Here is a 24,591-nt window from a genome sequence, read left to right on the forward strand (position 1 = left end):
TCCCATGCGACATGATCCGATGCTGGCCATTCTTGTAGATCTGCTGCGCCGTGTGGACGGCCTTGCCGGACAGCGAGGCCATGTGAGCTTGGCGCGATTGCGGGATGAGGTGGATCATATCCGCCATGTCGCGCGCGCCTATCAGATCGACAGCGTCGAAGGATTGGCGGGAACGCTGCAGTCGGCCTTGTCGCTGCAGGGGATGGGCCCTGTGGTGCTTTCCTATCTTGATCTGATGCGCGACGCGATCGCGGCCGAAATGCCGGAGGCGCAGGTCATACCGATGCCCATGGCCGTCAAGCCGATCGCCGGAACGCCGATGTCTCTCTGACGATCGGCCGGCGGGTTCATGGATGCATTGCTGACCGCGCTGCTCGGGTGCTTCCTGGCTGAGATCGGTGACAAGAATCAATTGCTGGTGCTGGCGCTCGCGGCCCGGTTCGGACGCGACGGCGCGATGATTGCGGGCATATTTATCGCGGCCGCCGCCAACGCCGCGATCGCCGCTGCGGCTGGCGCCTTCCTCGCGCCGATGCTGGGATCGGACGCGCGGCTGCTGTTCCTTGCTCTGGCGTTGCTGTTCCTGGGCATTGGCCTGCTCTGGCCGGTGAAGCCGCCCGATCCGCTCGTCGGCTGGCCTACGGGCCCGCTGTTGACCTCCGCGCTCGGGCTCTTCATCCTGGGCTTTGGCGACGGCTCGCAATTCCTGATCCTCGGCATCGCTACCCGCACCGCTGACCCGATACTCGCGGGCATAGGTGGTGCTTTGGGAGTGGCGACCGCCCTAGTCCCGGCGGTGCTGCTGCGGGAGCGACTGCTACGCGTCGTCCCCGTCCGGGCGATCCGCTATGGCGGCGCTGCGGTCACCCTGATCCTGGCGGCAGCTCTTGCCATCAGCGCGCTGCAACTGGCCTGATCGAATGCGTCCATCAGACTGAACGAGGATTTTGGCGGGCAATTCACGCCTTGTCATGGCACCTTCTCGGCACCAGATCATTATACGCGCGAAATCATCGCATGAGCCAGGAGCACAGCATGACAGCCCCCGACCTCAAAACCCCGACGGACCTGCGCAACAACGCCACCAAATCTGTGGCACAGGCGCTGAATGGCGTGCTGGCGGACAGCTATGCGCTCTATTTCAAGACCAAGAATTTCCACTGGCATGTGTCGGGGCCGCACTTCCGCGACTATCACCTCATGTTCGATGAGCAGGCCACGCAGATTCTCGCTACCACCGACGCCATTGCCGAGCGTGTGCGAAAGACCGGCAACACCACGTTGCGCTCGATCGGCGACATCGGCCGCCACCAGTCTATCGCAGACAATGACGCGGATTATGTCAGCCCCGCCGACATGCTGAACGAACTGCGCGAGGATAATCTGCGCCTGGTCGAAGCCCTGCGCGCCGCCAAGTCCGCCGCCACCGAAGCAGGCGACAATGCGACAGAGGGCATTATCGACGACTGGACCGACCAGGCCGAAGAACGCGCCTGGTTCCTGTTCGAGGCAGGCCGGAACGGCTGATCAGGTCGTTCTTCGCAGACACGCGCTCCATGCGCCTCTGCGAAGAACAAGATTGCGATCAACCCTCCTGGATCGGATCGATCGAAAGGATCTCCACAGCGTCCGCCTTCCCACCGAAATCGAGCAGCTCGCCCACTTCGGCATTCATCATCGCGCGGGCAAGTGGCGAAGAGAAGCTGATCCGCCCTTCATTAGGATCAGCTTCGTCGTCACCGACTATGGCGACGGTCTTGGTTCGGCCATTCAGCCGATAAGTAACGCGCGCGCCAAACGCCACGGCTCTGCCATCCGGCGCCGGTCGCAACTCCGCCGTCGCCAGCCGCGTGCGCCAATAGCGCAGCTCGCGCTTCAGCTTCTTCGCCTCGTCCTCGGCCATAGCGGCGATATCGATCGCTTCCAGCGCATCGACCTTCTCGCGCGTCAGCCGAAGCCCGCGCTCTGTCACCCAGTTGGGGCCCAGCGGCAGCGGGATCTCGAAGGTGGGCTCCAGATGCTCCTCATCGCTTTCGCGGCGAAAGGCGACGCTCATAAATATCTCCTGAGAATATCCGGCCGAGATTGGGTGGCCAGAGCGGCCTTTCAATCCTCGTCGAACAAACCGGCGAGTTGCTCGACCATCGTGCCGCCCAATTGTTCGGCATCCATGATGGTGACGGCGCGCTTATAATAGCGCGTGACGTCATGACCGATGCCGATCGCCACAAGCTGGACGGACGACCGATTTTCGATCCAATCGATCACCTGTCGCAAATGCCGCTCCAGATAGGTGCCGCTGTTGACCGACAGGGTGGAGTCATCCACCGGCGCGCCATCGGAAATCACCATCAATATGCGGCGTTCCTCGTTGCGCGCGATCAGCCGGCTATGCGCCCACAGCAGCGCCTCCCCGTCGATATTTTCCTTCAGAAGCCCTTCGCGCATCATCAGGCCCAGATTACGGCGCGCCCTGCGCCACGGTTCGTCGGCTTTTTTGTAGATGATGTGCCGCAGGTCATTCAGCCGCCCCGGCATCGGCGGCCGTCCCGCAGCCAGCCAATCCTCGCGGCTCTGGCCGCCCTTCCAGGCGCGCGTGGTGAAGCCCAAAATCTCGGTCTTGACGCCGCAGCGCTCCAGCGTGCGCGCCATGATGTCGGCGCTGATCGCCGCGATGCTGATCGGCCGCCCGCGCATCGATCCTGAATTGTCGATCAGCAGCGTGACGACGGTGTCGCGAAATTCGGTATCGCGCTCAATCTTGTAGGACAGCGACCGCGTGGGATCGATGATGATCCGCGCCAGCCGGGCCGCATCCAGCATTCCTTCTTCCTGATCGAAGTCCCAGCTACGCGATTGCTGCGCCATCAGCCGCCTTTGCAGCCGGTTGGCGAGCTTCGTGACCGCACCCTGCAGGCTGACCAACTGCTGATCCAGAAAGCCCCGCAGCCGGTTCAGTTCCTCCTCGTCGCACAGATCCTCGGCCGTCACGACTTCATCATGCGCTTGGCTGTAGGGCTTATAGTCGAAGCCCGGCGGCAGGTCAGACAGCGGCCGGTTGGGGCGAACCGGCATCATGCCTTCTTCGCCCATATCGTCGGCGCCTTCATCGCTGTCGGCGTCGAACTCGTCGCTATATTCGGTTTCGCCCTCCTCGGTGTCGCCGCCCTTATCCTCGGCGCGCGCCTCGGCGTTCATGTCGCTGTCGCCAGCCTCATCCTCGCCGGAATCGCCGTCGTCCTGCTGCTCCTCCTCGTCCTCGCCTTCTTCCTGCGGCTCATTCTCGTCGGTTTCAGGCGGCACATCGCTGTCGACCAGCTGCAAATGCTCCAGCATCGCCTGGGCAAGCTTCTGGAACGCGCGCTGGTCGTCGATCGCCAGTCCCAGCGCGTCGAGGTCGGCGCCCGCCTTCTCCTCGATCCAGGCATCGACCATAGCCATGCCCGACGCCGCATCCTTGGGGATAGCCTGCCCGGTCAGCCGCTGTCGCACCTTGAGCGCTAGCGCGGTCGATAGCGGCACTTCATCGGCTGAGCGCGCGCGGCGCAGGGGGTCCGACTTCAGCCGCAACTCCAACGCATGGTTGAGATTGGCGCGCACGCCCTCCATCGCGCGCGATCCGATCGCTTCCACCCGCGCCTGCTCGACCGCGTCATAGACCGCCCGGGCCGTCGCATCGGCTGGCGCAGCCGCCGCGTGCATCCGCAAATTATGGTGGCGCAACCGCAGCGCATTGGCATCGGCAAAGCCACGGGCAAGCGCGACCTGTTCGGGCGGCAGGTTACGGCCGGGCATCGGCACTTTGATCGCCTTCCCCGCCATATGCGGCGCGTCGGCGGTGAAGCCCACCTCCACCTCCGCATCGCGCGCCATCGATCGCGCCGCGCCTGACAGCACATCCTTGAAGGCGTCGAGGGGTGACCGCTCCGCCATCAGTCGAGCAGTCTCGTGCGCAGCGCCTTGCGTGCCGCCTCATCGACGCCCAGCGCTTGGGTCAGATAGCCGTCAACCCCGCCATGCCTTTCGTCCAGAACGGCGAACAGAGCGTCTAGATAGGCCACATCGACCGTGAGCAGCGGCTCCAGCACCTCCGGCCGCACGCGCCGTGCTCGCGCGACGAGCGTGTTGCGCTGGGCCAGAAGCCAGTTCCAATCGGCATGCTCATTGGTCAGAAGATAATCTGCGACGATGGTCTCTCGCGGCACGCCCAGCGCCGCCAGGATCAGCGCGGCGCCAACACCGGTACGATCCTTACCCGCCGAACAATTGATCAGGATGGGAACGCGCCCGTTCGCGATCTGCGCGAACATGGCGCGATAGGATGCGGCATGGTCAACGGGAATGACACGATAGAGCGACAGCATCGCTTCGCGCATGTCTTCGGCCGTCGCGTCCGTACGCTTCAGCATCTCGCCCAGAAGGCCGCTGCTCTCGCTATAGTCGCGGCAGAAATAATCGACCTCCGCCCCATGCCAGAGCGTCGGTTCGGCGGTCCGTTCATTGCCCCGCCGGAAGTCGCAGATCGCCCGGATGCCGAGCGAGCGGAGATGCGCGGCATCCGCGTCGCTCAGCAGCGCCATTGTTCCCGAACGGTAAAGCATGCCCCGCCGGACCACGCGTCCGTCGGCGGTCGCGTAACCACCAAAATCGCGCAGGTTGAACGCGCTCTCCAGTCGCAGGCGGCCCCTTTGGGCAAACGGCGCGTCCGCGCTGTTCACGGCCGCTCGCCTTCACCCACACGCGGCACGGCTACGGTTTCGATCCGCGTGTCGACTTCGCTCATCAGCTTGTGGACAGGGCAGCGCGCGGCGACGCCGATCAGCGTGTCATGCTGCTCGTCGGTCAGCGGGCCGCTGAGCGCAATGCGCGTGGTCAGCCGGTAGATGCCGTCCCGTTCCTGGCTCGCGTCGCGGATCACCCCGACATGAATGCCTTCGACCGGGATGCCCTTGCGCTGCGCATACCAGAGCATGGTCATCGCCTTGCACGCGCCCAGCGCCGAATCATACAGGTCGTGCGGATCGGGACCCGCATCATGCCCGTCCGGTGCGGTCATGTCGGCGATCAGCTCATGCCCGCGGATGCTGATCCGGTGGGCGCTGCCGTCCGGGGCGATGCGTTCGACGACGATCATCGCGTCATGCCGCCCGGTGGGCGACGCTTTCGGGCAGATCCTTGCCGAACACGCGCTGATAATATTCGGCCACCAACGGCCGCTCCGCCTCATCGCACTTGTTGAGGAAGGACAGGCGGAAGGCAAAGCCGATATTTTTGAAGATCAGCGCATTCTGGGCCCAGCTGATCACGGTGCGCGGGCTCATCACCGTCGAAATGTCGCCGTTGATGAAGCCCTGGCGGGTCAGTTCCGCCACCTTGATCATATTCTCGACTTCCTTGCGGCCGCCCTCATGATCGTACTCGCCCGACTTGGCGAGGACGATCTGCGCCTCGGTCGCGGCGGGCAGATAGTTGAGCGTGACCACCAGGTTCCATCGGTCCATCTGGCCCTGGTTGATCTGCTGCGTGCCATGATACAGGCCGGTCGTGTCGCCTAGGCCGACCGTGTTGGCGGTCGCGAACAGGCGGAAATGCGGGTTCGGCCGGATGACCCGGTTCTGGTCGAGCAACGTCATCTTGCCGTCGGTTTCCAGCACGCGCTGGATCACGAACATCACATCCGGACGGCCCGCATCATATTCGTCGAACACCAGCGCGACAGGACGCTGCAGCGCCCAGGGCAACAGCCCTTCGCGGAATTCCGTCACCTGCTGCCCGTCCTTGAGGACAATGGCGTCGCGCCCGACCAGGTCGATACGGCTGATATGCGCGTCGAGGTTAATGCGGATGCACGGCCAGCGCAGCCGCGCGGCGACCTGCTCGATATGGCTCGACTTGCCGGTGCCATGATAGCCCTGCACCATGACGCGCCGGTTGAAGGCGAAGCCCGCCAGGATCGCGAGCGTCGTGTCCGGATCGAACACATAGGCGGGGTCCAGGTCCGGCACCCGCTCATCCGCTTCGGAAAAGGCCGGGATCTTGAGATCGACGTCCACGCCGAACACCTCGCGCGCATCCACCTCGCGGTCGGGCGCGGCCAGCAGCGTTTCGGCACGAGTATCGGGCTGGACGTTCGGGATGTCGGTCATTTCCTGGTCTTTCTGGTCATGTCACTCCAGCCCCTAAACGATCGGGCAAGGGCCTGTCGATAGAGTGGAGCCTCCTTCTCCGCCGATCAAGCGGCCCCTTTCGCCCGATTGGCCTGCTCAACGAAGGCGGGCGCCTTGCGCAGCAGTCCATAGGCTTCGATCACGCCCTGCAGCGCATGTTCATGCGTACGATCGCCGCCATTATGGTCGGGATGATAGCGGCGCAGCAGTTCCGTATAACGCTGCCGCAGCGCCTTGCGATCCGCATCGATGGGCAGCCCCATCACCGACAGCGCTTTGCGGTCCTCGTTCGACAGGAACTTGCCGTCCTGCCGGATCTGATTGTCGGCCCGCGCCTTTGGCACCCGCTCCTTGAATTTGGCGCCGATCGCGTCGAGCGGGTCGGTAAAGTCCGCCCATTTGGGACCGGGGCTGTGCGCGTTGGAGGAGAAGGCGCGCGTCTCCCGCTCCCAACCCGCATAGGGCCGCTGGGCGGCGGCGATCTCGTCCGGGCTCATGCCTGTGAAGAAATTATAGCCCTGGTTGAACTGGCGCACATGTTCGAGGCACAGCCAGCGCCAGCGGGGCCCCTCATGGCTCGATCCCTTGCTCTCCAGCGGCGGCGCGCGAAACTCGCCGGGCTCTTCGCAGCCTTCGACCGCGCAGGGGCGGTCGCTTTCCACACGGCCGTGAAAGCGGTTGAACCGGCGGGTCGAGAAGGGGTCGGTAGACAAGATTGCCCTGATGCATGATGGAACAAAGGGCCTATATAGGGGCGATGAGCACCCAACTGAAAGGCCCAGTGGCCACAGAGATTGAACAGCGGCTGCGCGCCGCCCTGTCGCCAGAGCATCTCGCCGTGATCGACGAAAGCGAAAAGCATCGCGGTCATGCAGGCCATGATGGATCGGGCGAAAGCCACTTCACGGTGGAGATCGTCTCAGCCGACTTTACGGGCAAAAACCGCGTCGCGCGCCAGCGGCTGGTCAACGCCGCGCTGGCCGACCTGCTGCGGGAAAAGGTCCACGCCCTTGCCATCAAGGCCCGCGCGCCCGGCGAAGCCTGAATTGGAAGGGAGACTCATGACCTTAGACGATCTCGTCATCCAGACGATTACGCCAACCACTCACGACCTCGGAGACTTTCGCGTCCACCGTTCGCTCCCCGCGTCCGGCCGGACGATGGTAGGTCCCTTCATCTTCTTCGACCAGGCTGGCCCGGCCAAGATTGGGGCGGGGCAGGGCATAGACGTGCGTCCGCACCCCCACATCAATCTCGCCACCGTCACCTATATGTTCGAGGGTGCCTTCCTGCACCGGGACTCGCTCGGCACCGAGCAGCTGATCGAGCCGGGCGCGGTCAATCTGATGACGGCGGGCAGCGGCATCGTCCATTCCGAACGCTCCCCCGACAGCGACCGGGTGAAGGAGTCCAAGATTTCCGCGATCCAGACCTGGCTCGCGCTTCCGGATGGTCAGGAGGAAATGGCCCCAGCCTTCGAACATGTCAGCGAGGGCGGACTGCCGGTTATCGATTGCGGTCGCGCCAGCGCGCGCGTGATCATGGGTAGCCTGTGGGGCGCGATTTCCCCGGTCACCACCTATGCCGACACCATCTATGCCGATATCCAGCTATCTCCCGGCGGAACCGTGCCGATCGACACCGACGGCGATGAGCGCGCCCTTTACGTGGCGGGCGGCGACGCCGCGCTGGATGGCGTGGCCCTACTGCCCCAGACGCTCTACGTTCTTCGGCCCGGCGCCCGCTCCACGTTGATGAGCGTCGATGGCGGTCGCGTCATCTATTGCGGCGGCGAAGCGTTCAAAACGCCGCGCCATGTCTGGTGGAATTTCGTCTCTTCGAGCACTGACCGGCTCTACCAAGCGCGCGAGGATTGGGAAGCGATGCGCTTCCCCCTGATCCCCGGCGACGATCAGGAATTCATTCCGATCCCCAAAGGCCGTCCCAAGACCGTCAGCTATCCTTAGGCAGGCATCGGAACCTGTCCCCCGTTCGGGCTGAGCCTGTCGAAGCCCCTTTCTTCAAGATGTGGAGCCCTTCAACAAGCTCAGGGCGAACGGGCTGGTGGATCAGTTTGCCCGCCGGCTCCGCCTTATGCGGCGCCACTCACTGCACAAAAGTCAGTGACAGATTCTCGGCATTTTTCGGAATATCGATCCGGCTTTCGTTGATCGACGCTTCCTCGCCCGGTTTCAGGCTGGTGCGATCGGCCTTGGTCGTCCAGCTGAACACCAGCCGATTCTGCTGATCGCGCAGCTGCACCAGCACCGGCGGCACCGGCAGCGTCTGCTTACCGCTGTTCACGATCCGCGCGCCGAAAGCGAAATATTCCTCGCCCGTGGGCAGCTTGCGCCGCTCGGCGGGCTTGGACAGGTAGAAAAGCAGGTCGGGATCGCCTTCCTCCCCGACCAGCCCGAGATTGATCGCCCAGCTCGGCGTACCGAAATACCAAAGCGCACCGCCCACGCCGCCGATCGCCAGGCAGAAGAGAATCGCGGCATAGGTCCACAGCTTCAGCCGGTTGCGCCGGGGTTTCACCGGCGCGGCATAGCTGTCTTCAACCTCGTCCCGGCGGCGACCGTAAATGTCATCGACGCGATAGTCCCTGGCCGGAGCCGCCGCCGCTTCCGGAGCCGCCGCGACAGGTTCCGGAGCAGCCGCCGTCACCGGCTCAGCCACCGGGGCAGCCGTGCGCGCAGGCTCCGCCTCGACCGGAGCAGGGGGCGGCGCAGGTGGCGCGACGGGCGCGGCGGCTGCGGCGACGGGCGCATCGGTCATCGCCACGGCCTCTTCCCGAGGCGCGAGCGCGGGTCCTTCCTGGAACCAGCTATGTTTGCAGGAGGCGCAGCGAACCTGGCGGCCATTGGGGCCGACGGCGCTGTCCGGCACAATATAGCGCGTGGCGCAATTGGGACACACCAGGATCATGACGCTTCATAGGCACGGCTTGGACTCGAGGGCAAGCGGCATTGAAGAGGCGATGCCAAGATGCCGCGACTCGCCTGTTTAAAGCCGGTTGGGCTTTACGCCTGCCTGCCCGCTGTGCCATGGCTGTGGCCACGGGGCAGAAGGGAGCGCTTGCGCGCATTCATTGAGGCATGTCGGCGATCGTCCAGTTCGAAAATGTCGGCCTGCGCTATGGTCTGGACAGTGAAACGCTGTCTGACGTCAGCTTCTCCCTGCATGGCGGCGGCTTCTATTTCCTGACCGGCGCATCGGGCGCGGGAAAGACCTCGCTCCTGAAGCTCCTCTACCTTGCCCAGCGGCCTAGCCGCGGCGTCATCCGCCTGTTCGGGGAGGATGTGGTGACGCTGCCTCGTAAGCGCTTGCCCGGCTTCCGCCGCCGCATCGGCGTCGTCTTCCAGGATTTCCGGCTGGTCCCGCACCTTTCCGCCTATGATAATATCGCCCTGCCGCTGCGCGTGGCAGGCATGGCCGAAAGCGAGATTGACGCGTCCGTCTCGGAAATGCTGAACTGGGTGGGCCTTGGCGATCGGGGCCAGGCGCGCCCGGCGACGCTGTCGGGCGGAGAGCAGCAGCGCGTCGCCATCGCCCGCGCCGTCATCGCCAGGCCCGAGATCCTGGTTGCCGACGAACCCACCGGCAACGTGGATGCCGACATGGCTCGCCGCCTGCTCACCTTGTTCGAAGCGCTCAATCGCCTCGGCACCACCATCGTCGTCGCCACCCACGACCTGCCGCTCATCGGCCAGGTGGAAGGCGCGCAGATGATGCGGCTGGACAGGGGGCGCCTGTCCGATCCCACCGGATCGCTGCGCTATCCACCCCGGCCGCAAGGCGTCGTCGCGTCATGACCGGCGCAGACCGCCGCGCCGCCGCCGCCGCGCGCCACCGGCTGCTCCCCGAAGGCCGGGTCGCAGGTCCGATGCCCTGGGTCATCGCGATCATGATGTTCCTGACCGTGCTGGCCGCCGCCGCCGGGCTTGGCCTAGCCGCCGCCGTGCAGTCGGTGGGCGCAGACCTTGCCGGCCGCGCCACCGTTCAGATCGTCGAGGCCAATGCCGACCGGCGCGAGGCGCTGAGCGGGGAGGCAGCGCGCCTGCTGCGAAAATCCCCCGATGTGCGCAGCGTCCACCCCGTCGATCCCGCAGCGCTCGCGGACCAGATCCGCCCCTGGCTCGGCCAGGACGCGGCAAGCGGCGACCTGCCTATCCCGGCGCTGATCGATGTGGAGCTGAAGCCGGGGGGCACCCGCGCTCAGGTGCAGCGCCTTGGTCGTGTCCTTGCCACCCTGTCGCCCCGCATCCGCGTGGAGCCGCACGCCGCCTTCCTTCGGCCGCTCGGCAGCCTGCTGACGGCGCTCGGCGGATTGGCGGCGGGCATCGTGCTGCTGATGGCGCTCGCCACCGCCGCCATCGTCGTGCTGGCGGCGCGGGCGGCGCATGACAGTCATCGTGGGACGATCGACGTCCTTCACCTGATGGGCGCGACGGATGTCCAGATCGCCCGGCTGTTCCAGCGCCGCATCGGCCTGGATGCGCTGTTCGGCGGATTGCTCGGCTTCGTCACCGCGCTGCTGGTCATCATCCTGCTCGGTACGCGCCTCACCGCGACCGGATCGGACTTGCTCGCCGCAATCAGCCTGCCGTGGAGCAGCTGGCTCATCCTCACCGCCCTGCCGGTGGGCGGCGTGCTGCTGGCGACGCTAGCCGCGCGCTGGACCGTGCTGCGCTCGCTGGGACGGCTGCTATGATCGTTCGCCTCTTCGCCGTGACGCTGCTCACATGGATGCTGGGCTTCGCCTGGTTCGCGATCTTCCTGCCGCAGCCGCTCGACGGTCGCCCGACCGACGCCATCGTCGTGCTGACCGGGGGAGCTGGCCGCATCGACCGCGGCCTTGCATTGTTGCAGGAAGGCGCGGCCAAGCGGATGCTGATCTCCGGGGTCGATCGCTCGGTCCGTCCGTCCGAACTTGCTGCGCAATATGACGCGCCGGAGCGGCTGTTTTCCTGCTGCATCACCCTTGGCCGCGAAGCGATCGATACGCGCTCCAACGCGATCGAAACCTCCCGCTGGCTGGAGCGGCGGCATTTCAGGACCGTCCGCCTTATCACCACCGACTGGCATATGCGCCGCGCCGCGCTGGAACTGCGCCAGGCAGTGCCGGGCCGCCTCACCATCATCTATGATGCCGTGCGCAGCAGGCCCAGCCTCACCATGTTGATGCGTGAATATAATAAATATCTGCTCCGCCGTGCCGCTGCGCTGGTCGGGATTTGAAGGGTAGGGGCATGATCACCGCCTTGCGCTCGCTCGCCTTCATGCTGGCATTCTACAGCGGCTCTGCGCTGCTGGTGCTGACCGGGTTGCTCGCCGCATGGCCTTGGCCCCGCGCCGTGCCTGCGATCGCGACCGCGTGGAGCCGCTTCCACCGCTTCTGCGCGCGCTGGCTGCTGGGGCAGAAGGTGCGGATCGAAGGCGATCTGCCGCAGGGGGGCTATCTCTATATCGTCAAACATGAATCGATGTTCGAAACGATCGATCTGCTCTGCCTGTTCGACCGCCCCGTCATCGCGGCCAAGCGGGAACTGCTCGACATGCCTTTCTGGGGCCGGATCGCACGGCTCTACGGCCTAATCCCGGTCGAACGCAGCGCGGGCGCCAGCGCCCTGCGCACGCTACGCGCCGCCGCGCGCGCCGCCACCGAACAGGGCCGGGCCGTCTGCCTTTTTCCCGAAGGCACGCGCGTCCCCCATGGCGAAACCCCGCCGCTGCGTGCGGGCTTTGCCGGACTTTATTCGCTGCTCGCCATGCCGGTGGTGCCCATCGCGATCGACAGCGGGCGTCTGTCCCCGCGCGGCAAGTTCATGAAGCGCGCGGGCACCATCACCTACAAGGCGGGGGAGATCATCCCTCCCGGCCTGGACCGCCGCGAAGCTGAGATCCGGGTGCATGCGGCAATCAATGCGTTGAACAGCTGCCCTCTCGACCCCGTTCGTCCTGAGTAGCCGATAAGCTTGTCGAAGCGGTGTAGCGCAAGACAGGGCGGTGCTTCGAAAGGTTTAGCCCAACCGGAACGACTTAATGCGACCGCCCAAAGTCGGGCTTGGGATCATCCTGCCCCTGCTCGATGATCGACCGCCGGATTGCCCGCGTGCGCGTGAACAGGTTGAACAGCGCATCGCCGTCATTCCATCGGATCGCCCGCTGCAGGGCGGACAGGTCCTCTGAAAAGCGCTGCAGCATCTCCAGCACCGCATCCTTGTTCGCCAGGAACACGTCGCGCCACATGGTTGGGTCCGATGCGGCGATGCGGGTGAAGTCGCGGAAGCCGCCGGCCGAATATTTGATGACCTCCGATTGGGTCACATCCTCCAAGTCGCTCGCCGTGCCGACGATCGTATAGGCGATCAGGTGCGGCAGGTGACTCGTCACCGCCAGCACCAGATCATGATGCTGCGGGTCCATCGTCTCGACATCCGCGCCGACCCGGTGCCACAGTTCGGACACCCGCGCGACCGCTGCCGGATCGGCATCGGCAGGCGGCGTGATGATGCACCAGCGGCCCCGGAACAGGCTGGCGAAGCCCGCCTCTGGCCCGCTATTTTCGGTGCCCGCCACCGGATGCGCCGGGATGATCGCCCGGCCCGGCAGGGCAGCCGTCAGCTGCGCCAGCACATCGGCCTTGCATGATCCCACATCGCTTATGATCGCTTCGGCAGGCAGGTCTTCTGCGATTTCCGCCGCTGCCGCGCCCATAGCGCGCACCGGCACGCATAGCACCACCAGATCGGCGTCGGTGACGCTCGCGCCCGCCGTGTCGGTCACATCATCGCACAGGTCGATCGCCCGCGCGATCTGTCGGACCTGCGGGTCGGCATCATGCCCCGTCACCCGGACGGTCGGCATGGTTTCGCGGATCGCCCGCGCCAGGGAGGAGCCGATGAGGCCCAGGCCGATGATGGTGACGCGGGAAAAGGACAACATGGTTCAGGCCGCCTCCGCCATGGCGCGCAGCTTCGCCGCGACCGCGCGCACCTGTTCCTCGGTGCCGATGGTGATGCGCAGGCCATTGGGCAGCCCTTGGCCGGGCAGCCAGCGCGTCGCGAAACCTTCGTCCCACAACCCCTTCATTGCCGCTTCCGCCGTCAGCTTGCCGTCGAACAGGATCAACAGGAAATTGGCCTTGCTCGGCACCGCGCGAAGCCCATGGTTGGACAGCGACGCAACCTCGTCGGCCAGCCACTGTCGCCACTGGCGATTATGCGACCGGCTCGCCTCGACCCAGGCTTGGTCCTTCATCGCCGCAATCGCCGCCGCCTGTCCCGCCGTCGTCACATTGAACGGCGCGCGGATGCGGTGCAGCGCGTCGATGATCTCCGCACTGGCATAGCCCCAGCCGATCCGCTCGGCAGCCAAACCATAGATTTTTGAGAATGTGCGGGTGACGAGAACATTGGCGGCAGACTTCGCCAGCTCCAGCCCGCCATCATCCTCGTTCGCGTCCAGATATTCGGCATAGGCTTGATCCAGCACGAACAGGATATCGGGCCGCAGCGCCGCATGCAGCCGCGCAATCTCCTCGCGCGGCGTCATCGTGCCGGTGGGATTATTCGGGTTCGCCAGGAAAACGACCTTGGTCTTTTCGGTCACGCAGGCAAGCAGCGCGTCCACATCGGTCGCATAGTCCTTGTCCGGCGCGATCACCGGCGTCGCGCCGACCCGCCGCGCGGCAATGTCATAGACTGAAAAGCCGTAATGAACGTACAGAACCTCGTCGCCCGGCCCCGCATAGGCGCTCGCAGCGATATGCAGCAACTCGTCCGATCCGGTGCCATAGATCACCCGTGCCGGGTCCAGCCCATGCGCCGCTGCAATCGCCTCGCGCATCTTCGCCGCGCCGGGATCGGGATAGGTCGCCAGGTCTGCCGTCGCCGCCAGCAGCGCCGCGCGCGCCGCTTCTCCGGTGCCCAGCGGGTTTTCGTTGGCACTGAGCTTGATCAGCGGCCGGCCGTCATCCGCAGCCGCCTTGCCGGGCACATAGGGCGAAATGCCCAGAATCCATTCCTTGGGTGCAGGTTTCGTCATGGCCCGCGCTTTAGCGCCATCCGCGCCAAAGGCAAAGCGCTGCTAAATGACCGGAGTGACCAGCGGTTCGCCCGCCACCCAGGCGTCCAGATTGGCCAGCACCAGGTCCGCCATCGCCTTGCGCGTATTTTCGGTCGCGCTGCCCTGATGCGGTTGAAGCACGACATGGTCCATCGCAAACAACGCTTCGGGCACATGGGGTTCGTTCACGAACACGTCCAGCCCCGCGCCCCCGATCCGCCGTTCCGTCAGCGCCGCGACCAGCGCATCTTCGTCGATCACGCTGCCCCGGCTGATATTGACCAGCACGCCCTGCGGCCCCAGCGCGTCCAGCATCGCCGCGTCCACCAGTCCGCGTGCTTCCGGCCCGCCCGACGTCGCGACGATCACCGCGTCGCACTCCCGCGCCAGCGTCATCGCGTCGGGCACATAGCGATAGGGTGCATCCATCACCGCGCGGCGGCTATGATAGGCTATCTCCCCCGCCACCGGCTCCAGCCGCCGCGCGATGGCACGGCCGATCCGGCCCAGCCCCAATATCCCGATCCGCCGCCCGGTCACGCTGCCGCTGAGCTGCGGCCTCTCTCCCCGCGCCCAAGCGCCCGACCGCACCATTCGGTCATTGGCCGCGATATTGCGCACCGTGGCGTAGAGCAGCCCCACCGCCAGGTCGGCCACGTCGTCAGTCAGAACATCGGGCGTATTGCTCACCCTGATGCCCTTGGCGCGGGCATGCTCGATATCGACCTTGTCATAGCCCACCGAAAACAGGCCGATTATCTCTAGCTTGGGCAGCGCATCCATGATCGCCGCCGAAGCCCCCACAGCGCCAAAGGGGATCAGCGCCCGCGCCTCCCGCACCTCTTCGGGAAGGCTGGCCGGATCGGCATCCACCGGCACCTGATGCACGGTAAAACGGGCCTGCAATTGCGCCTCAAGATAGGACGAAAGCGGACCATAGGCGATGACGGGAATGGAGTGGCTGGCGCTCATGCGCATTCTCTACGCCATAGTCTGCCGATTGACAGCCTCTGTCCGCAGTCCTAGCCCCCATCCACCATGGCCAGCGCCCCGCTTTCCGATGACAGCCGTTTCGGCCTCCGCCGCCAGGTTCGCCTGCCCGGCCCCTTGCGGCTGGACAGCGGCGCGGCCCTCGCGCCCGTCGATATCGCCTATGAAACCTATGGCGCGCTGAATGAGGATAGGTCCAACGTCGTCCTTATCTGCCATGCGCTGACCGGCGACCAATATGTCGCGTCCGACCACCCGGTCACCGGCAAGCCCGGCTGGTGGTGGCGCATGGTGGGGGAGGGCAAGCCCGTCGATCCGGCCCGCCACTTCATCGTCTGCGCCAATGTCATTGGCAGCTGCATGGGCTCCTCCGGCCCCGCCAGCCCCGATCCGGCGACGGGCGAACCCTACGCCATGCGCTTCCCGGTCCTGACCATCGCCGATATGGTGCGCGCGCAGGCGCTGCTGCTCGACCATCTGGGCGTCGGCCGCCTGTCTGCCGTCATCGGCGGCTCCATGGGCGGCATGCAGGCGCTGAGCTGGCCGACCATCTTCCCCGATCGCGTCGAAAGCTGCATCGTCATCGCCTCGACCGCGCGCCATAGCGCGCAGAACATCGCTTTCCACGAAGTCGGGCGTCAGGCGATCATGGCCGATCCCAACTGGCGCGGTGGCGACTATTATGCCGACGCCCAGGTGCCGAGCGCGGGCCTCGCCGTCGCCCGCATGGCGGCGCACATCACCTATCTGTCCGAAGCGGGCCTCACTGAGAAATTCGGCCGTCGCCTTCAGGGGCGCGATGCGAAAACCTTCGGGTTCGACGCAGACTTCCAGGTGGAATCCTATCTGCGCCACCAGGGCCTGAGCTTCGTCGAGCGGTTCGACGCCAACAGCTACCTCTATATCACCCGCGCCATGGACTATTATGACATTGCGGATGATCATGGCGGCAGCCTCGCCACCGCTTTCGCTCCGTCCCGGGCGCGCTTCTGCCTGGTCAGCTTCGATACGGACTGGCTCTACCCCACGGCGGAATCCCGCGCCATCGTCCACGCCCTCAATGCCAGCGGCGCGCAGGCGAGCTTCGTCGAACTGTCGAGCCCCTTCGGCCACGACGCCTTCCTGCTCGAATGTCCTGAACTCAACCGCGTGGTCGATGGCTTCCTGAAAGGCGGCCGCGCATGACCGAAGCGCTGCGCCCCGACCTCGCCCTAATCGCCCGCACCGTGACCCCCGGCGCACGCGTGCTGGACGTCGGCTGCGGCGATGGCGCGCTGATGGCCGCATTGCGCGACGCCAAGCAGGTCGATGCCCGCGGGCTAGAGATCGATGGCGGCAATGTCGCCGCCGCGGTCGGGCGCGGCCTGTCCGTGGTGCAGGGTGACGCCGACACTGACCTCACTTATTATCCGGACGCCAGCTTCGACTATGCGATCCTCAGCCAGACGCTGCAGACCACCCGCCGCCCGGACCTGGTGGTGGAGGAACTGCTGCGCATCGGCCGCCAGGCGTTCGTCTCCTTCCCCAATTTCGCCCATTGGCGCGGACGGCTGTCGCTGATGTGGGGCGGCCGCATGCCGGTGACGCGCCTGTTGCCCGACACCTGGTATGACACGCTCAACATCCACCATGTGACGGTCGATGATTTCCGCGCCCTGGTGAAGGATCGCGGCTGGACGATCGACGGCCAATGGTTCCTGAAGGGCGACAAGGAAACCACCCACGCGAACGCGAACCTCTTCGCCGAACATGCGGTGTTCTTGCTGCGCAAATAATCAGCGCAGAAACACGGCCTCATCACCCTCCCGCCACGCAGCCACACGCAGCATAGCCCGGGCGAAAAGATCGGACGCCAGATGTCCATCCAGCCAGCGTCGCACTTGTGGCAGGGGCTGGACGGCGAACCAGTCCGAATCGGTCGCCGCAAACTGACGGATGAAGGGAAAGATCGCCATATCGGTCAGGGATCGCCGCTCCCCGGTCAGATAGGGGCTCCGCTCCAGCCGCATCTCCAACTCGCCAAGCCATGTCATGGCCTCGTTCCGATGCTCGACCGGATCGGACCCATGACGCGTGGCATATTTATAGCGATCGAGGTGCCCTTTGAACGGCCCGTCATTCGCGGCGATCAACCCGCGATTCTCGCCTGCCAGCCACTGTTCCGGATCATCACGCCCAAGCGCCCAGCGCATGATATCCAGGCTCTCGTCCAGAACCTGTCCATCCGGCAACAGGAGCACGGGCACCGTGCCCTTGGGCGATATGGCCAGCATCTGCGCGGGCTTGTCGCGCAGCGCCACCTCGCGCAGTTCCACTGCCTGCCCGCTCACCAGCAACGCCATCCGCGCCCGCATCGCATAGGGGCAACGGCGAAAACTGTAGCAGATCGGGTACATGCGATTCCCTCCGCAGAGGCGATCAGCGCTCCTTGGTCGCGCTGAACTTCACCTTGGGATGGCGTTCTTGCTGATAGCCGATGTCCCACGCGCTTTTCGCCATGAACACGAGATTGCCGTCGCGATCCTTGGCCATGTTTGCGCCGTTGAAGGCGACCAGATCCTTGATGGCCGCATCCTCGCCGCTGATCCATCGCGCCGTGTCGAAGGGCGACGCCTCCAGCCCGGCGGCGACCTTATACTCCGCCTCCAACCGCGAAATCAGCACATCGAGCTGCAACTGCCCGACCACCCCAACGATCCAGTTCGACCCGATCTCCGGATAGAACACCTGGATCACGCCTTCTTCGGACAGGTCGTCCAGCGCCTTCCTCAACTGCTTGGTCTTGGTCGGGTCCTTCAGGGCCACGCGCCGCAATATTTCCGGCGCGAAGTTCGGAAGGCCGGTAAAGCGCACGCCCGCCTTCTCCGACAGGGTGTCGCCGACCCGCAAGGTCCCATGATTGGGGATGCCGATAATGTCGCCGGGGAAAGCCTCATCCGCGATTTCGCGATCCTGTGCGAAGAAGAGGATCGGCGAATGCACCGCGATCGGCTTGCCCGACCCGCTCGGCGTCAGCTTCATGCCGCGCCGGAACTTGCCCGAACATAGCCGCATGAAGGCGATGCGGTCGCGATGCTGCGGGTCCATGTTCGCCTGCACCTTGAAGATGAAGCCGGTGACTTCGCTATTTTCCGGCTCCACCGGCGCTGGCTCGGCCGGCTGCGCGCGCGGCGGGGGCGCATGGGCGGCGAGCGCATCGATCAGCTCGGTCACGCCGAACAGCTTCAACGCAGATCCGAAATAGACCGGCGTCAGGTCGCCATGCCGGTAAGCGGCCAAGTCGAAATCGGCATAGCCGCCGACCGCAAGTTCAGCCTCCTCACGCAGCTTTTCCAACCCTTGGGCGGAGATATGCTCGGCCAGCGCATCATCATCGATGCCATCGATGAACACTTCCTTGCCCTCAAATTCCTTCGAAGCGCCCGAAGGCTGCCGCAGCCGGTTCCTGGCGAAGTCGTAAATGCCCTCGAAAGTCCCGCCCATGCCGACCGGCCAGCTCATCGGGCATACGTCCAGCGCCAGCGCGTCGGCCACCTCGTCCAGCAACGCAAAGGCGTCGCGCCCTTCGCGATCGACCTTGTTGATGAAGGTGATGATCGGCACGTTCCGCAACCGGCAGACCTCGAACAGCTTGCGCGTCTGCGGCTCGATGCCCTTGGCGGCGTCGATCACCATGACCGCCGAATCCACCGCCGTCAGCGTGCGATACGTATCTTCGGAGAAATCCTCGTGCCCCGGCGTGTCGAGCAGGTTGAAGGTGATCCCATCACGCTCGAAGGTCATGACCGAACTGGTCACGGAAATGCCGCGCTGCTGTTCGATCTTCATCCAGTCCGACCGCGCCCGCCGGTTCGCCCCGCGCGCCTTGACCTCGCCCGCCAGGTGGATGGCCCCGCCCTCCAGCAGCAGTTTTTCGGTCAGCGTGGTCTTACCGGCGTCAGGGTGAGAAATGATCGCGAAGGTACGGCGGGATGGGATGGTCATTCGGATGTCCAGATAGTCCAACAGCCGTTCGTGCTGAGTAGTGACTGAGCGACATCGAAGGCCCGTATCGAAGCATCGCGCGCTCAAGTCAGTCCTTCGATACGCTACTTCGACAAGCTCAACAGCTACTCAGGACGAACGGAATCACTGGCTCCCTAGTCGGTAACCAGTGTTACGTCCATGCGGAACCGCCGCTCATCCCCCGGCAGCAGCCGCATGATGCCCTGCTTCTCCCACACATCGCCGTCAAAGCCGACCAGGTCTGCCATCCCGGCCCACGGTTCGACGCACAGGTAACGCGCGCCCGGCTTCTGCCACAGCCCCAGCCAAGGCGTGTCCGGAAAGTCGATCTTCAGCCGCGTCCGTCCCGGCACGCCCCAATAGAGGCTATGGCTCTCCAGTTCATCCCAGATCAGTGCATCGCCCTCGAACATCGCATGGCTGGGCGTCAGGATATTGCCCTTGACCGGCGACGCAACGCTCTCCCGGGCGATCAGCCCCGGCTCGTCGCCGACCTTGCGCAGCGGCATGGCCTCGGCTTTTTCGAACTCCACAATATGGTGCTCCGCCGCTCCGCCATAAGGCAGCGGCCAGGCGAAGGCCGGATGATAGCCAAAGGAAAAGGGCATGTCGGCCTCGCCCCGGTTCATCACCGTCGCCGTCATCATCAGCGTGGCACCCGCGACCGCAAACTGCATGTCCAACCGGAAATCGAATGGATAGACGGCCCGCGTCACCGCATCTGCCTCCAGCCGAAAGATCACCGATTCGGGCAGATGCTCCACCTGCGCGAAGGCCATGCGCCGGGCAAAGCCATGCTGGGCGATCGGATAGTCATGTCCGTTCAGGCGGTAGGCGTCCCCGCGCGAACGCCCGACAAAAGGAAAGAGCAAGGGCGCATGCCCGGTCCACCAGCGCGGATCGGCATCGGTCATCAACTCGCGGCCCTGCGCGTCCGTCAGCGACCAAAGCTCCGCACCGAGGGGATTGATGCTGGCGGTCAGGCCATCCGAAGCGATTGTTACAAGCTCGTCCACGGCACCCCCTCCTTTCTTCTTACCCACGCTCACTCATCCCGTAAGGCAAGTGAGGTCAGGCCATTCTACCAAACCCCCGTTCGTTTTGAGTGAAGTCGAGAAGCGCTCTCGCATCCCCCTCCACCCAAACCGAATGAAGGCCAAAGCCTTACGCCCGAAGCGTCCCGCCCAACTTCTCCGCAGCCTTCACCACCGCAGCGCTGATCGCATCCAGCTCCTCCTGGGAAAAACTCTTCTCCCCCGGCTGCAACGTCACTTCGATGGCCAGGCTCTTGCGCCCTTCTTCGACCCCCGGTCCCACGAAGACATCGAACAGCCGCGCATCGACGATCGCCTTCTTGTCCGCGCCCTTGACCGCGCGCACCAGTGCATCTGCCTCGACCGCCTCATCGACGACGAAGGCGAAGTCGCGCTTCACCGCCTGCAGGGCGGGCGGTGCATAAGGCGCGCGCATGAAGCCGTTCTTCCGCTTGGCCGGGATTGCATCCAGGAAGATTTCGCCCGCAACCACCGCGCCCGTCAGGCCGAATTGCTTAGCCAGCGAAGGATGCAACACGCCGAATTCGGCCAGCACCACCTTGGGGCCCAGCCGCAACGTGCCCGACTGCCCGGGATGATAAGCGCCCGACGCGTCGCCAAAGCTCTGCAGGTTCGCCACCGGCGCGCCAGCCGCCGCCAGCAGCGCCAGTACTTCCGCCTTGGCATCGAAAGCAGAAAAAGCCTGCGCCTTGCCCGTCTGCCAGCCGCGAGGCGTCTTTTCGCCCGCCAGCACGAAGCTGACGGTCGCGCGCTCCTTGTCGGAGAAATAGCGTCGTCCGACCTCGAACAGCCGTACCGACGTCGCACCGCGATCCATGTTGCGCCGCGTTGCTGAAAGGAGGCCGGGCAGCAGCGAAGGCCGCATGACCTTCAGATCCTCCGAAATCGGATTGGCCAGCGTCCAGTCGCCGCCGCCGACTGAGGCCGCTTCCTTCTCCGAAATGAAGGACCAGTTGATCGCCTCTGCCAGGCCGCGCGCCGCCGCCGTCCGGCGCACCCGCCGTTCGACCAGCTGCTCCGCCGTTGCTGTCGGCCGCGCCACGCCGGGCATGCGGGGCAGGGGAGTGGACGGCACCTGATCCAGCCCCACGATCCGCACCACTTCCTCGACCAGATCGGGCCAGCCATCGATGTCACGCCGCCAGCTCGGTACGGTTACAGTCCAATTCGCTGGCGTGGTCACCGGCATGCCGTCTTCATAGGTGAAGGTCGCGTCATTGCCTTGGATGCCAAAGCCCAGGCTCTCCAGGATGCGCCGTTGCTCGTCGTCCGCCACATCGACGCCTGCCAGCGCCAGGCATTGCGCCGGATCATAGGTGACCGTCTTGGCGGCGATCGGCGGCGCGCCCGCCCGCGTCGGCTGGCTCGGCGTGCCGCCGCACAGCTTCAAGACCAGATCGGTCGCGATCGACAGGCCATCGTCCAGAAAGGCCGGGTCCACGCCGCGCTCGAACCGTCCGCGCGCATCGCTGGTAAGCCCCAGCTTCTGCCCCGTCACCGCGATCCGCTCCGGCGTGAAATAGGCGCATTCGATCAGCACATCGGTGGTGGCGTCCGTTGCGCCCGAATGTTCGCCGCCCATGATGCCGCCAATGTCATGCACAGCTTCATCATCGGCGATGACGGTCATCGTCTCGTCAACCGTGTAGCTCTTCCCGTTGAGCGCCAGTACCTCTTCGCCCGCCTTGCCGCGGCGCGCGGTGAGCGGGCCTTTCAGCGCGGCCATGTCATAGACATGCAACGGTCGGCCAAGGTCGATCATCAGATAATTGGTGATATCGACCAGCGTGCTGATTGGCTTCTGCCCGATCGCCTTCAGCCGCCGCGCCATCCATTCGGGCGACTGGCCGTTGGCGACGCCGCGCACGGTCCGCGCGAAGAATGCCGGGCATCCGTCCGCATCCTCGACCCGCACGTCCGGCCCCGGACCCACGCCCTCCACCGCTGGCACGATGATCGGATTGAGCGTCCCCAGTCCCGCCGCCGCCAGATCACGCGCAATCCCCCGCACGCCCATGCAGTCCTGGCGATTAGGTGTTATACTCACATCAATCACCGGGTCATTAAGCCCCGCCCAGCGGGCATAGACCTCTCCCACCGGAGAATCCGCGTTTAACTCGATAATTCCTTCATGATCTTCGTCCAGTTCCAGCTCCCGGAACGAACACATCATGCCGTTGGACTCGACCCCGCGAATGGCGGTCTTCTTGAGCACCATGCCATTTACCGGCACCACCGCGCCCTCGGTCCCGAACACGCCGACCAGACCCGCCCGCGCATTGGGCGCGCCGCAAACGACCTGCAAAGCCCCATCGCCGGAATCCACCGTCAGCACCTGCAACTTGTCCGCCTGCGGATGAGGCTCCGCCGTCAGCACCCTGGCGATGCGGAATGCGCCCAGCTTCTCGGCCGGATTCTCTACCCCCTCGACCTCCAGCCCGATATTGGTCAGCCCCTTGAGGATCGTGGGCAGGTCGGCATCGGTGCTCAGATGCGTCTTGAGCCAGCTCAGCGTGAACTTCATGCGCCCACTCCTCCGCTCAGCGTCGGAACATCCAGCGCCGAGAAGCCATAATGTTTCAGCCAGCGCAGATCGCCATCGAAGAAAGCGCGCAAGTCGTTCATCCCATATTTCAGCATGGCGAGCCGGTCGACGCCGGTGCCGAAGGCGAAGCCCTTCCATTCATCCGGGTCCAGCCCGCACGCCTCGATCACGCGGCGGTTGACCATGCCGCTGCCCAGCACTTCCAGCCAGCCGCCGCCCGGCGCATCGCCGTCGCCACCGATCACCCGCTGGCCGTTGATGAGGGTGTAACCAACATCCACTTCGACCGACGGCTCGGTGAAGGGAAAATAGCTCGGCCTGAGGCGCAGCACGATGTCGTCCCGCTCGAAGAAAGCCTTGAGGAAGGTTTCCAGCGTCCATTTGAGATGGCCAAGGGTAATGCCCTTGTCGATCACCAGCCCCTCGATCTGATGGAACATCGGCGTATGCGTGGCATCGCTGTCCGACCGATAGACCCGGCCCGGCGCGATGATGCGGATCGGCGGCTCGCCGTTCATCATCGTGCGGATCTGGACCGGCGAAGTGTGAGTGCGCAGCAGCATCTTTTTGCCCGAAGCGTCGTCGGGGAAATAGAAGGTGTCATGCATCGCCCGCGCCGGATGCGTCTCCGGGATATTGAGCGCGCTGAAATTATGCCAATCGTCCTCGATCTCCGGCCCCGTCGCCACGGAGAAGCCCAGATCCGCGAATATCTCCGCCAATTCGTCCATCACCTGGCTCACCGGATGCACCGATCCCTGCGCGCCGATGTCGGCGGGCAAGGTCATGTCGATCTTTTCGGCCGCCAGCTTCGCGTCGAGCGCCGCTTGCTCCAGCGCCGCCTTCTTCTCCGCCAACGCGGCGGTCACGCTCTCGCGCAGATCCTGGATCGCCGGGCCTTTCTCCAGCCGCTCCTCCGGGCTCATGGGGCCGAGGGTCTTGAGCAGCCCCGTAACGACGCCATTCTTGCCCATGGTGCCTACCCGCAGCGCCTCCAGCGCGTCGAGCGTATCGGCGGCGGCGATGTCAGCGATCAGGCCGGCTTTTAGATTGGCAATTTCACTCATGATTCTTCGTCATTCCTACGAAGGCGAAAATATGGGCGCGCCTTAGCCGGGCGCGCGGCGCAAGGAAAGGGTCAGGCCCGCGCGCCGAGCAGCGCGCCACCAAAACCGATGAACAGCACGCCCGTCCCCCGGTTGAACATCTGCTGCCGATTGGCCGGCTCCAGCCAGCGCTTCAGCTTCGTCCCGCCCAGCGCATAGACGCTGTACCAAAAGCTTTCGATCACCACGAAGCTCACAACCAGAATCGCAAGCTGGATCACAAACGGCCGATCGGTGTCGATGAACTGCGGAAACAGAGCAGCGGCGAAGATGATGAGCTTGGGATTGGAAAGACCGGTCAGCAGCCCCGTCCCGTACAGCGCCCCCGCCGACTGCGGCTGCGCGGCGATGCCTCCCCCGGTGCTCACCGGCGCACGCCACGCCCTGATCCCGAGCCAGATAAGATAGGCGACCCCCGCATAGCGCAGCAAGTCGAAGAGCTGTGGAGACGCCTCCAGCAGTGCGCCCAATCCCAACGCAGAGGCGATCAGGCATAGTAGCACCGCGCTCATCAAGCCCGCCATGGTCATCATCGCCTTGCGCGGCCCATGGGCGATGCTCTGCGTCATCACATGCAGCATGTTCGGTCCCGGCGTCGCCGAGATCAGGAAAACCGCTGTGACATAGAGCCACCAGAGATGGAGTGACATGGG

General features: G+C 64.9%; 27 protein-coding genes. 11 read left to right on the forward strand and 16 right to left on the reverse strand.

All coding sequences use genetic code 11. The features are described from left to right. The first annotated feature begins 4 nt into the window (after positions 1 to 4). From ACFO3E_RS07315 to ACFO3E_RS07325, 3 genes are all read left to right on the forward strand, one after another. A complete protein-coding gene (locus ACFO3E_RS07315) occupies positions 5 to 331 on the forward strand; it encodes a hypothetical protein (RefSeq protein ID WP_066525763.1) in 327 nt (108 codons plus the stop codon). Between the two features lie 18 nt (positions 332 to 349). Further along, the gene (locus ACFO3E_RS07320; protein ID WP_066525760.1) at positions 350 to 916 is read left to right on the forward strand and encodes a TMEM165/GDT1 family protein; all 567 of its coding nucleotides are present in this window, start codon (positions 350 to 352) and stop codon (positions 914 to 916) included. 119 nt (positions 917 to 1,035) lie between these two features. After that, positions 1,036 to 1,527 (forward strand): Dps family protein, encoded by a 492-nt coding sequence (locus ACFO3E_RS07325; protein ID WP_066528884.1) that lies wholly within the window; start codon positions 1,036 to 1,038, stop codon positions 1,525 to 1,527. 58 nt (positions 1,528 to 1,585) lie between these two features. Here ACFO3E_RS07325 and ACFO3E_RS07330 read toward each other — a convergent pair whose 3' ends face one another. From ACFO3E_RS07330 to ACFO3E_RS07355, 6 genes are all read right to left on the reverse strand, one after another. Next, positions 1,586 to 2,056, reverse strand: coding sequence for a GreA/GreB family elongation factor (locus tag ACFO3E_RS07330; RefSeq protein WP_066525757.1), 471 nt, complete (start codon positions 2,054 to 2,056; stop codon positions 1,586 to 1,588). Positions 2,057 to 2,106: 50 nt separating this feature from the next. Beyond that, positions 2,107 to 3,933, reverse strand: a complete 1,827-nt coding sequence (gene cobT, locus ACFO3E_RS07335; protein ID WP_066525754.1) for a cobaltochelatase subunit CobT — start codon at positions 3,931 to 3,933, stop codon at positions 2,107 to 2,109. Then, on the reverse strand, positions 3,933 to 4,718 hold the full coding sequence (locus ACFO3E_RS07340) for a tyrosine-protein phosphatase (protein WP_380803520.1): 786 nt from the start codon (positions 4,716 to 4,718) through the stop codon (positions 3,933 to 3,935). The genes cobT and ACFO3E_RS07340 overlap by 1 nt, the downstream gene beginning before the upstream one ends. Then, entirely contained in the window at positions 4,715 to 5,134 is a 420-nt protein-coding gene (locus ACFO3E_RS07345) for an OsmC family protein (protein ID WP_066525749.1), read from the reverse strand. The genes ACFO3E_RS07340 and ACFO3E_RS07345 overlap by 4 nt, the downstream gene beginning before the upstream one ends. 4 nt (positions 5,135 to 5,138) lie before the next feature. Continuing rightward, a complete protein-coding gene (gene cobS, locus ACFO3E_RS07350; RefSeq protein ID WP_066525747.1) occupies positions 5,139 to 6,146 on the reverse strand; it encodes a cobaltochelatase subunit CobS in 1,008 nt (335 codons plus the stop codon). Between the two features lie 86 nt (positions 6,147 to 6,232). After that, positions 6,233 to 6,880 (reverse strand): J domain-containing protein, encoded by a 648-nt coding sequence (locus tag ACFO3E_RS07355; protein WP_066525744.1) that lies wholly within the window; start codon positions 6,878 to 6,880, stop codon positions 6,233 to 6,235. A gap of 44 nt (positions 6,881 to 6,924) precedes the next feature. Here ACFO3E_RS07355 and ACFO3E_RS07360 point away from each other — a divergent pair, with 44 nt between their 5' ends. Together ACFO3E_RS07360 and ACFO3E_RS07365 are read left to right on the forward strand one after the other, a co-directional pair. Continuing rightward, complete coding sequence (locus ACFO3E_RS07360; protein WP_066528882.1) at positions 6,925 to 7,212, forward strand: BolA family protein; 288 nt, start codon at positions 6,925 to 6,927, stop codon at positions 7,210 to 7,212. A 16-nt stretch (positions 7,213 to 7,228) separates the two neighbouring features. Beyond that, the gene (locus ACFO3E_RS07365; protein WP_066525743.1) at positions 7,229 to 8,134 is read left to right on the forward strand and encodes a pirin family protein; all 906 of its coding nucleotides are present in this window, start codon (positions 7,229 to 7,231) and stop codon (positions 8,132 to 8,134) included. A gap of 139 nt (positions 8,135 to 8,273) precedes the next feature. Here ACFO3E_RS07365 and ACFO3E_RS07370 read toward each other — a convergent pair whose 3' ends face one another. Beyond that, complete coding sequence (locus tag ACFO3E_RS07370; protein ID WP_066525741.1) at positions 8,274 to 9,095, reverse strand: MJ0042-type zinc finger domain-containing protein; 822 nt, start codon at positions 9,093 to 9,095, stop codon at positions 8,274 to 8,276. Positions 9,096 to 9,265: 170 nt separating this feature from the next. On the opposite strand from ACFO3E_RS07370, the gene ftsE reads away from it, so the two are divergent. From ftsE to ACFO3E_RS07390, 4 genes are read left to right on the forward strand one after another with little or no spacing between them, the layout of a single operon-like run. Next, on the forward strand, positions 9,266 to 9,982 hold the full coding sequence (ftsE, locus tag ACFO3E_RS07375) for a cell division ATP-binding protein FtsE (protein WP_066525739.1): 717 nt from the start codon (positions 9,266 to 9,268) through the stop codon (positions 9,980 to 9,982). Beyond that, positions 9,979 to 10,881, forward strand: coding sequence for a cell division protein FtsX (locus ACFO3E_RS07380; RefSeq protein WP_066525736.1), 903 nt, complete (start codon positions 9,979 to 9,981; stop codon positions 10,879 to 10,881). The genes ftsE and ACFO3E_RS07380 overlap by 4 nt, the downstream gene beginning before the upstream one ends. Beyond that, on the forward strand, positions 10,878 to 11,408 hold the full coding sequence (locus tag ACFO3E_RS07385) for a YdcF family protein (RefSeq protein ID WP_380803527.1): 531 nt from the start codon (positions 10,878 to 10,880) through the stop codon (positions 11,406 to 11,408). Before ACFO3E_RS07380 ends, ACFO3E_RS07385 begins: the two co-directional genes overlap by 4 nt. A gap of 11 nt (positions 11,409 to 11,419) precedes the next feature. Beyond that, positions 11,420 to 12,136 carry a lysophospholipid acyltransferase family protein gene (locus ACFO3E_RS07390; RefSeq protein WP_066525731.1) on the forward strand — a complete coding sequence of 239 codons (717 nt, stop codon included), beginning with the start codon at positions 11,420 to 11,422 and terminating at the stop codon, positions 12,134 to 12,136. 73 nt (positions 12,137 to 12,209) lie between these two features. On the opposite strand, the gene ACFO3E_RS07395 is transcribed toward ACFO3E_RS07390, so the two are convergent. Genes ACFO3E_RS07395 through ACFO3E_RS07405 form a run of 3 tightly spaced genes read right to left on the reverse strand, consistent with a single transcriptional unit; the run spans position 12,210 to position 15,209 of the window. Next, positions 12,210 to 13,115, reverse strand: a complete 906-nt coding sequence (locus ACFO3E_RS07395) for a prephenate/arogenate dehydrogenase family protein (RefSeq protein WP_380803529.1) — start codon at positions 13,113 to 13,115, stop codon at positions 12,210 to 12,212. Positions 13,116 to 13,118: 3 nt separating this feature from the next. Then, a complete protein-coding gene (hisC, locus tag ACFO3E_RS07400) occupies positions 13,119 to 14,216 on the reverse strand; it encodes a histidinol-phosphate transaminase (RefSeq protein WP_066525728.1) in 1,098 nt (365 codons plus the stop codon). A gap of 42 nt (positions 14,217 to 14,258) precedes the next feature. Further along, positions 14,259 to 15,209 (reverse strand): 2-hydroxyacid dehydrogenase, encoded by a 951-nt coding sequence (locus ACFO3E_RS07405; RefSeq protein ID WP_066525727.1) that lies wholly within the window; start codon positions 15,207 to 15,209, stop codon positions 14,259 to 14,261. 66 nt (positions 15,210 to 15,275) lie between these two features. Between ACFO3E_RS07405 and metX the strand changes: the two genes are divergently transcribed. Together metX and metW are read left to right on the forward strand one after the other, a co-directional pair. Beyond that, positions 15,276 to 16,412, forward strand: coding sequence for a homoserine O-acetyltransferase MetX (gene metX / locus ACFO3E_RS07410; protein ID WP_380803533.1), 1,137 nt, complete (start codon positions 15,276 to 15,278; stop codon positions 16,410 to 16,412). Next, on the forward strand, positions 16,409 to 17,002 hold the full coding sequence (gene metW / locus ACFO3E_RS07415) for a methionine biosynthesis protein MetW (protein WP_066525721.1): 594 nt from the start codon (positions 16,409 to 16,411) through the stop codon (positions 17,000 to 17,002). The genes metX and metW overlap by 4 nt, the downstream gene beginning before the upstream one ends. Here the strand turns inward: metW and ACFO3E_RS07420 are convergent, their stop codons facing one another. The 6 genes from ACFO3E_RS07420 to ACFO3E_RS07445 form a co-directional block, all read right to left on the reverse strand. Next, positions 17,003 to 17,623 (reverse strand): glutathione S-transferase, encoded by a 621-nt coding sequence (locus ACFO3E_RS07420; RefSeq protein WP_066525720.1) that lies wholly within the window; start codon positions 17,621 to 17,623, stop codon positions 17,003 to 17,005. A gap of 22 nt (positions 17,624 to 17,645) precedes the next feature. After that, the gene (locus tag ACFO3E_RS07425; RefSeq protein WP_380803535.1) at positions 17,646 to 19,211 is read right to left on the reverse strand and encodes a peptide chain release factor 3; all 1,566 of its coding nucleotides are present in this window, start codon (positions 19,209 to 19,211) and stop codon (positions 17,646 to 17,648) included. A gap of 155 nt (positions 19,212 to 19,366) precedes the next feature. Next, complete coding sequence (locus ACFO3E_RS07430) at positions 19,367 to 20,248, reverse strand: aldose 1-epimerase family protein (protein WP_380803538.1); 882 nt, start codon at positions 20,246 to 20,248, stop codon at positions 19,367 to 19,369. A gap of 148 nt (positions 20,249 to 20,396) precedes the next feature. Continuing rightward, a complete protein-coding gene (gene pheT / locus ACFO3E_RS07435; protein ID WP_380803540.1) occupies positions 20,397 to 22,811 on the reverse strand; it encodes a phenylalanine--tRNA ligase subunit beta in 2,415 nt (804 codons plus the stop codon). After that, on the reverse strand, positions 22,808 to 23,899 hold the full coding sequence (gene pheS, locus ACFO3E_RS07440) for a phenylalanine--tRNA ligase subunit alpha (RefSeq protein WP_066525712.1): 1,092 nt from the start codon (positions 23,897 to 23,899) through the stop codon (positions 22,808 to 22,810). The genes pheT and pheS overlap by 4 nt, the downstream gene beginning before the upstream one ends. Positions 23,900 to 23,970: 71 nt before the next feature. Beyond that, entirely contained in the window at positions 23,971 to 24,588 is a 618-nt protein-coding gene (locus ACFO3E_RS07445) for a LysE family translocator (RefSeq protein ID WP_066525710.1), read from the reverse strand. Positions 24,589 to 24,591: the final 3 nt, after the last annotated feature.

The organism is Sphingobium tyrosinilyticum (assembly GCF_042654265.1).
In the GTDB taxonomy this organism is placed as follows: domain Bacteria; phylum Pseudomonadota; class Alphaproteobacteria; order Sphingomonadales; family Sphingomonadaceae; genus Sphingobium; species Sphingobium tyrosinilyticum.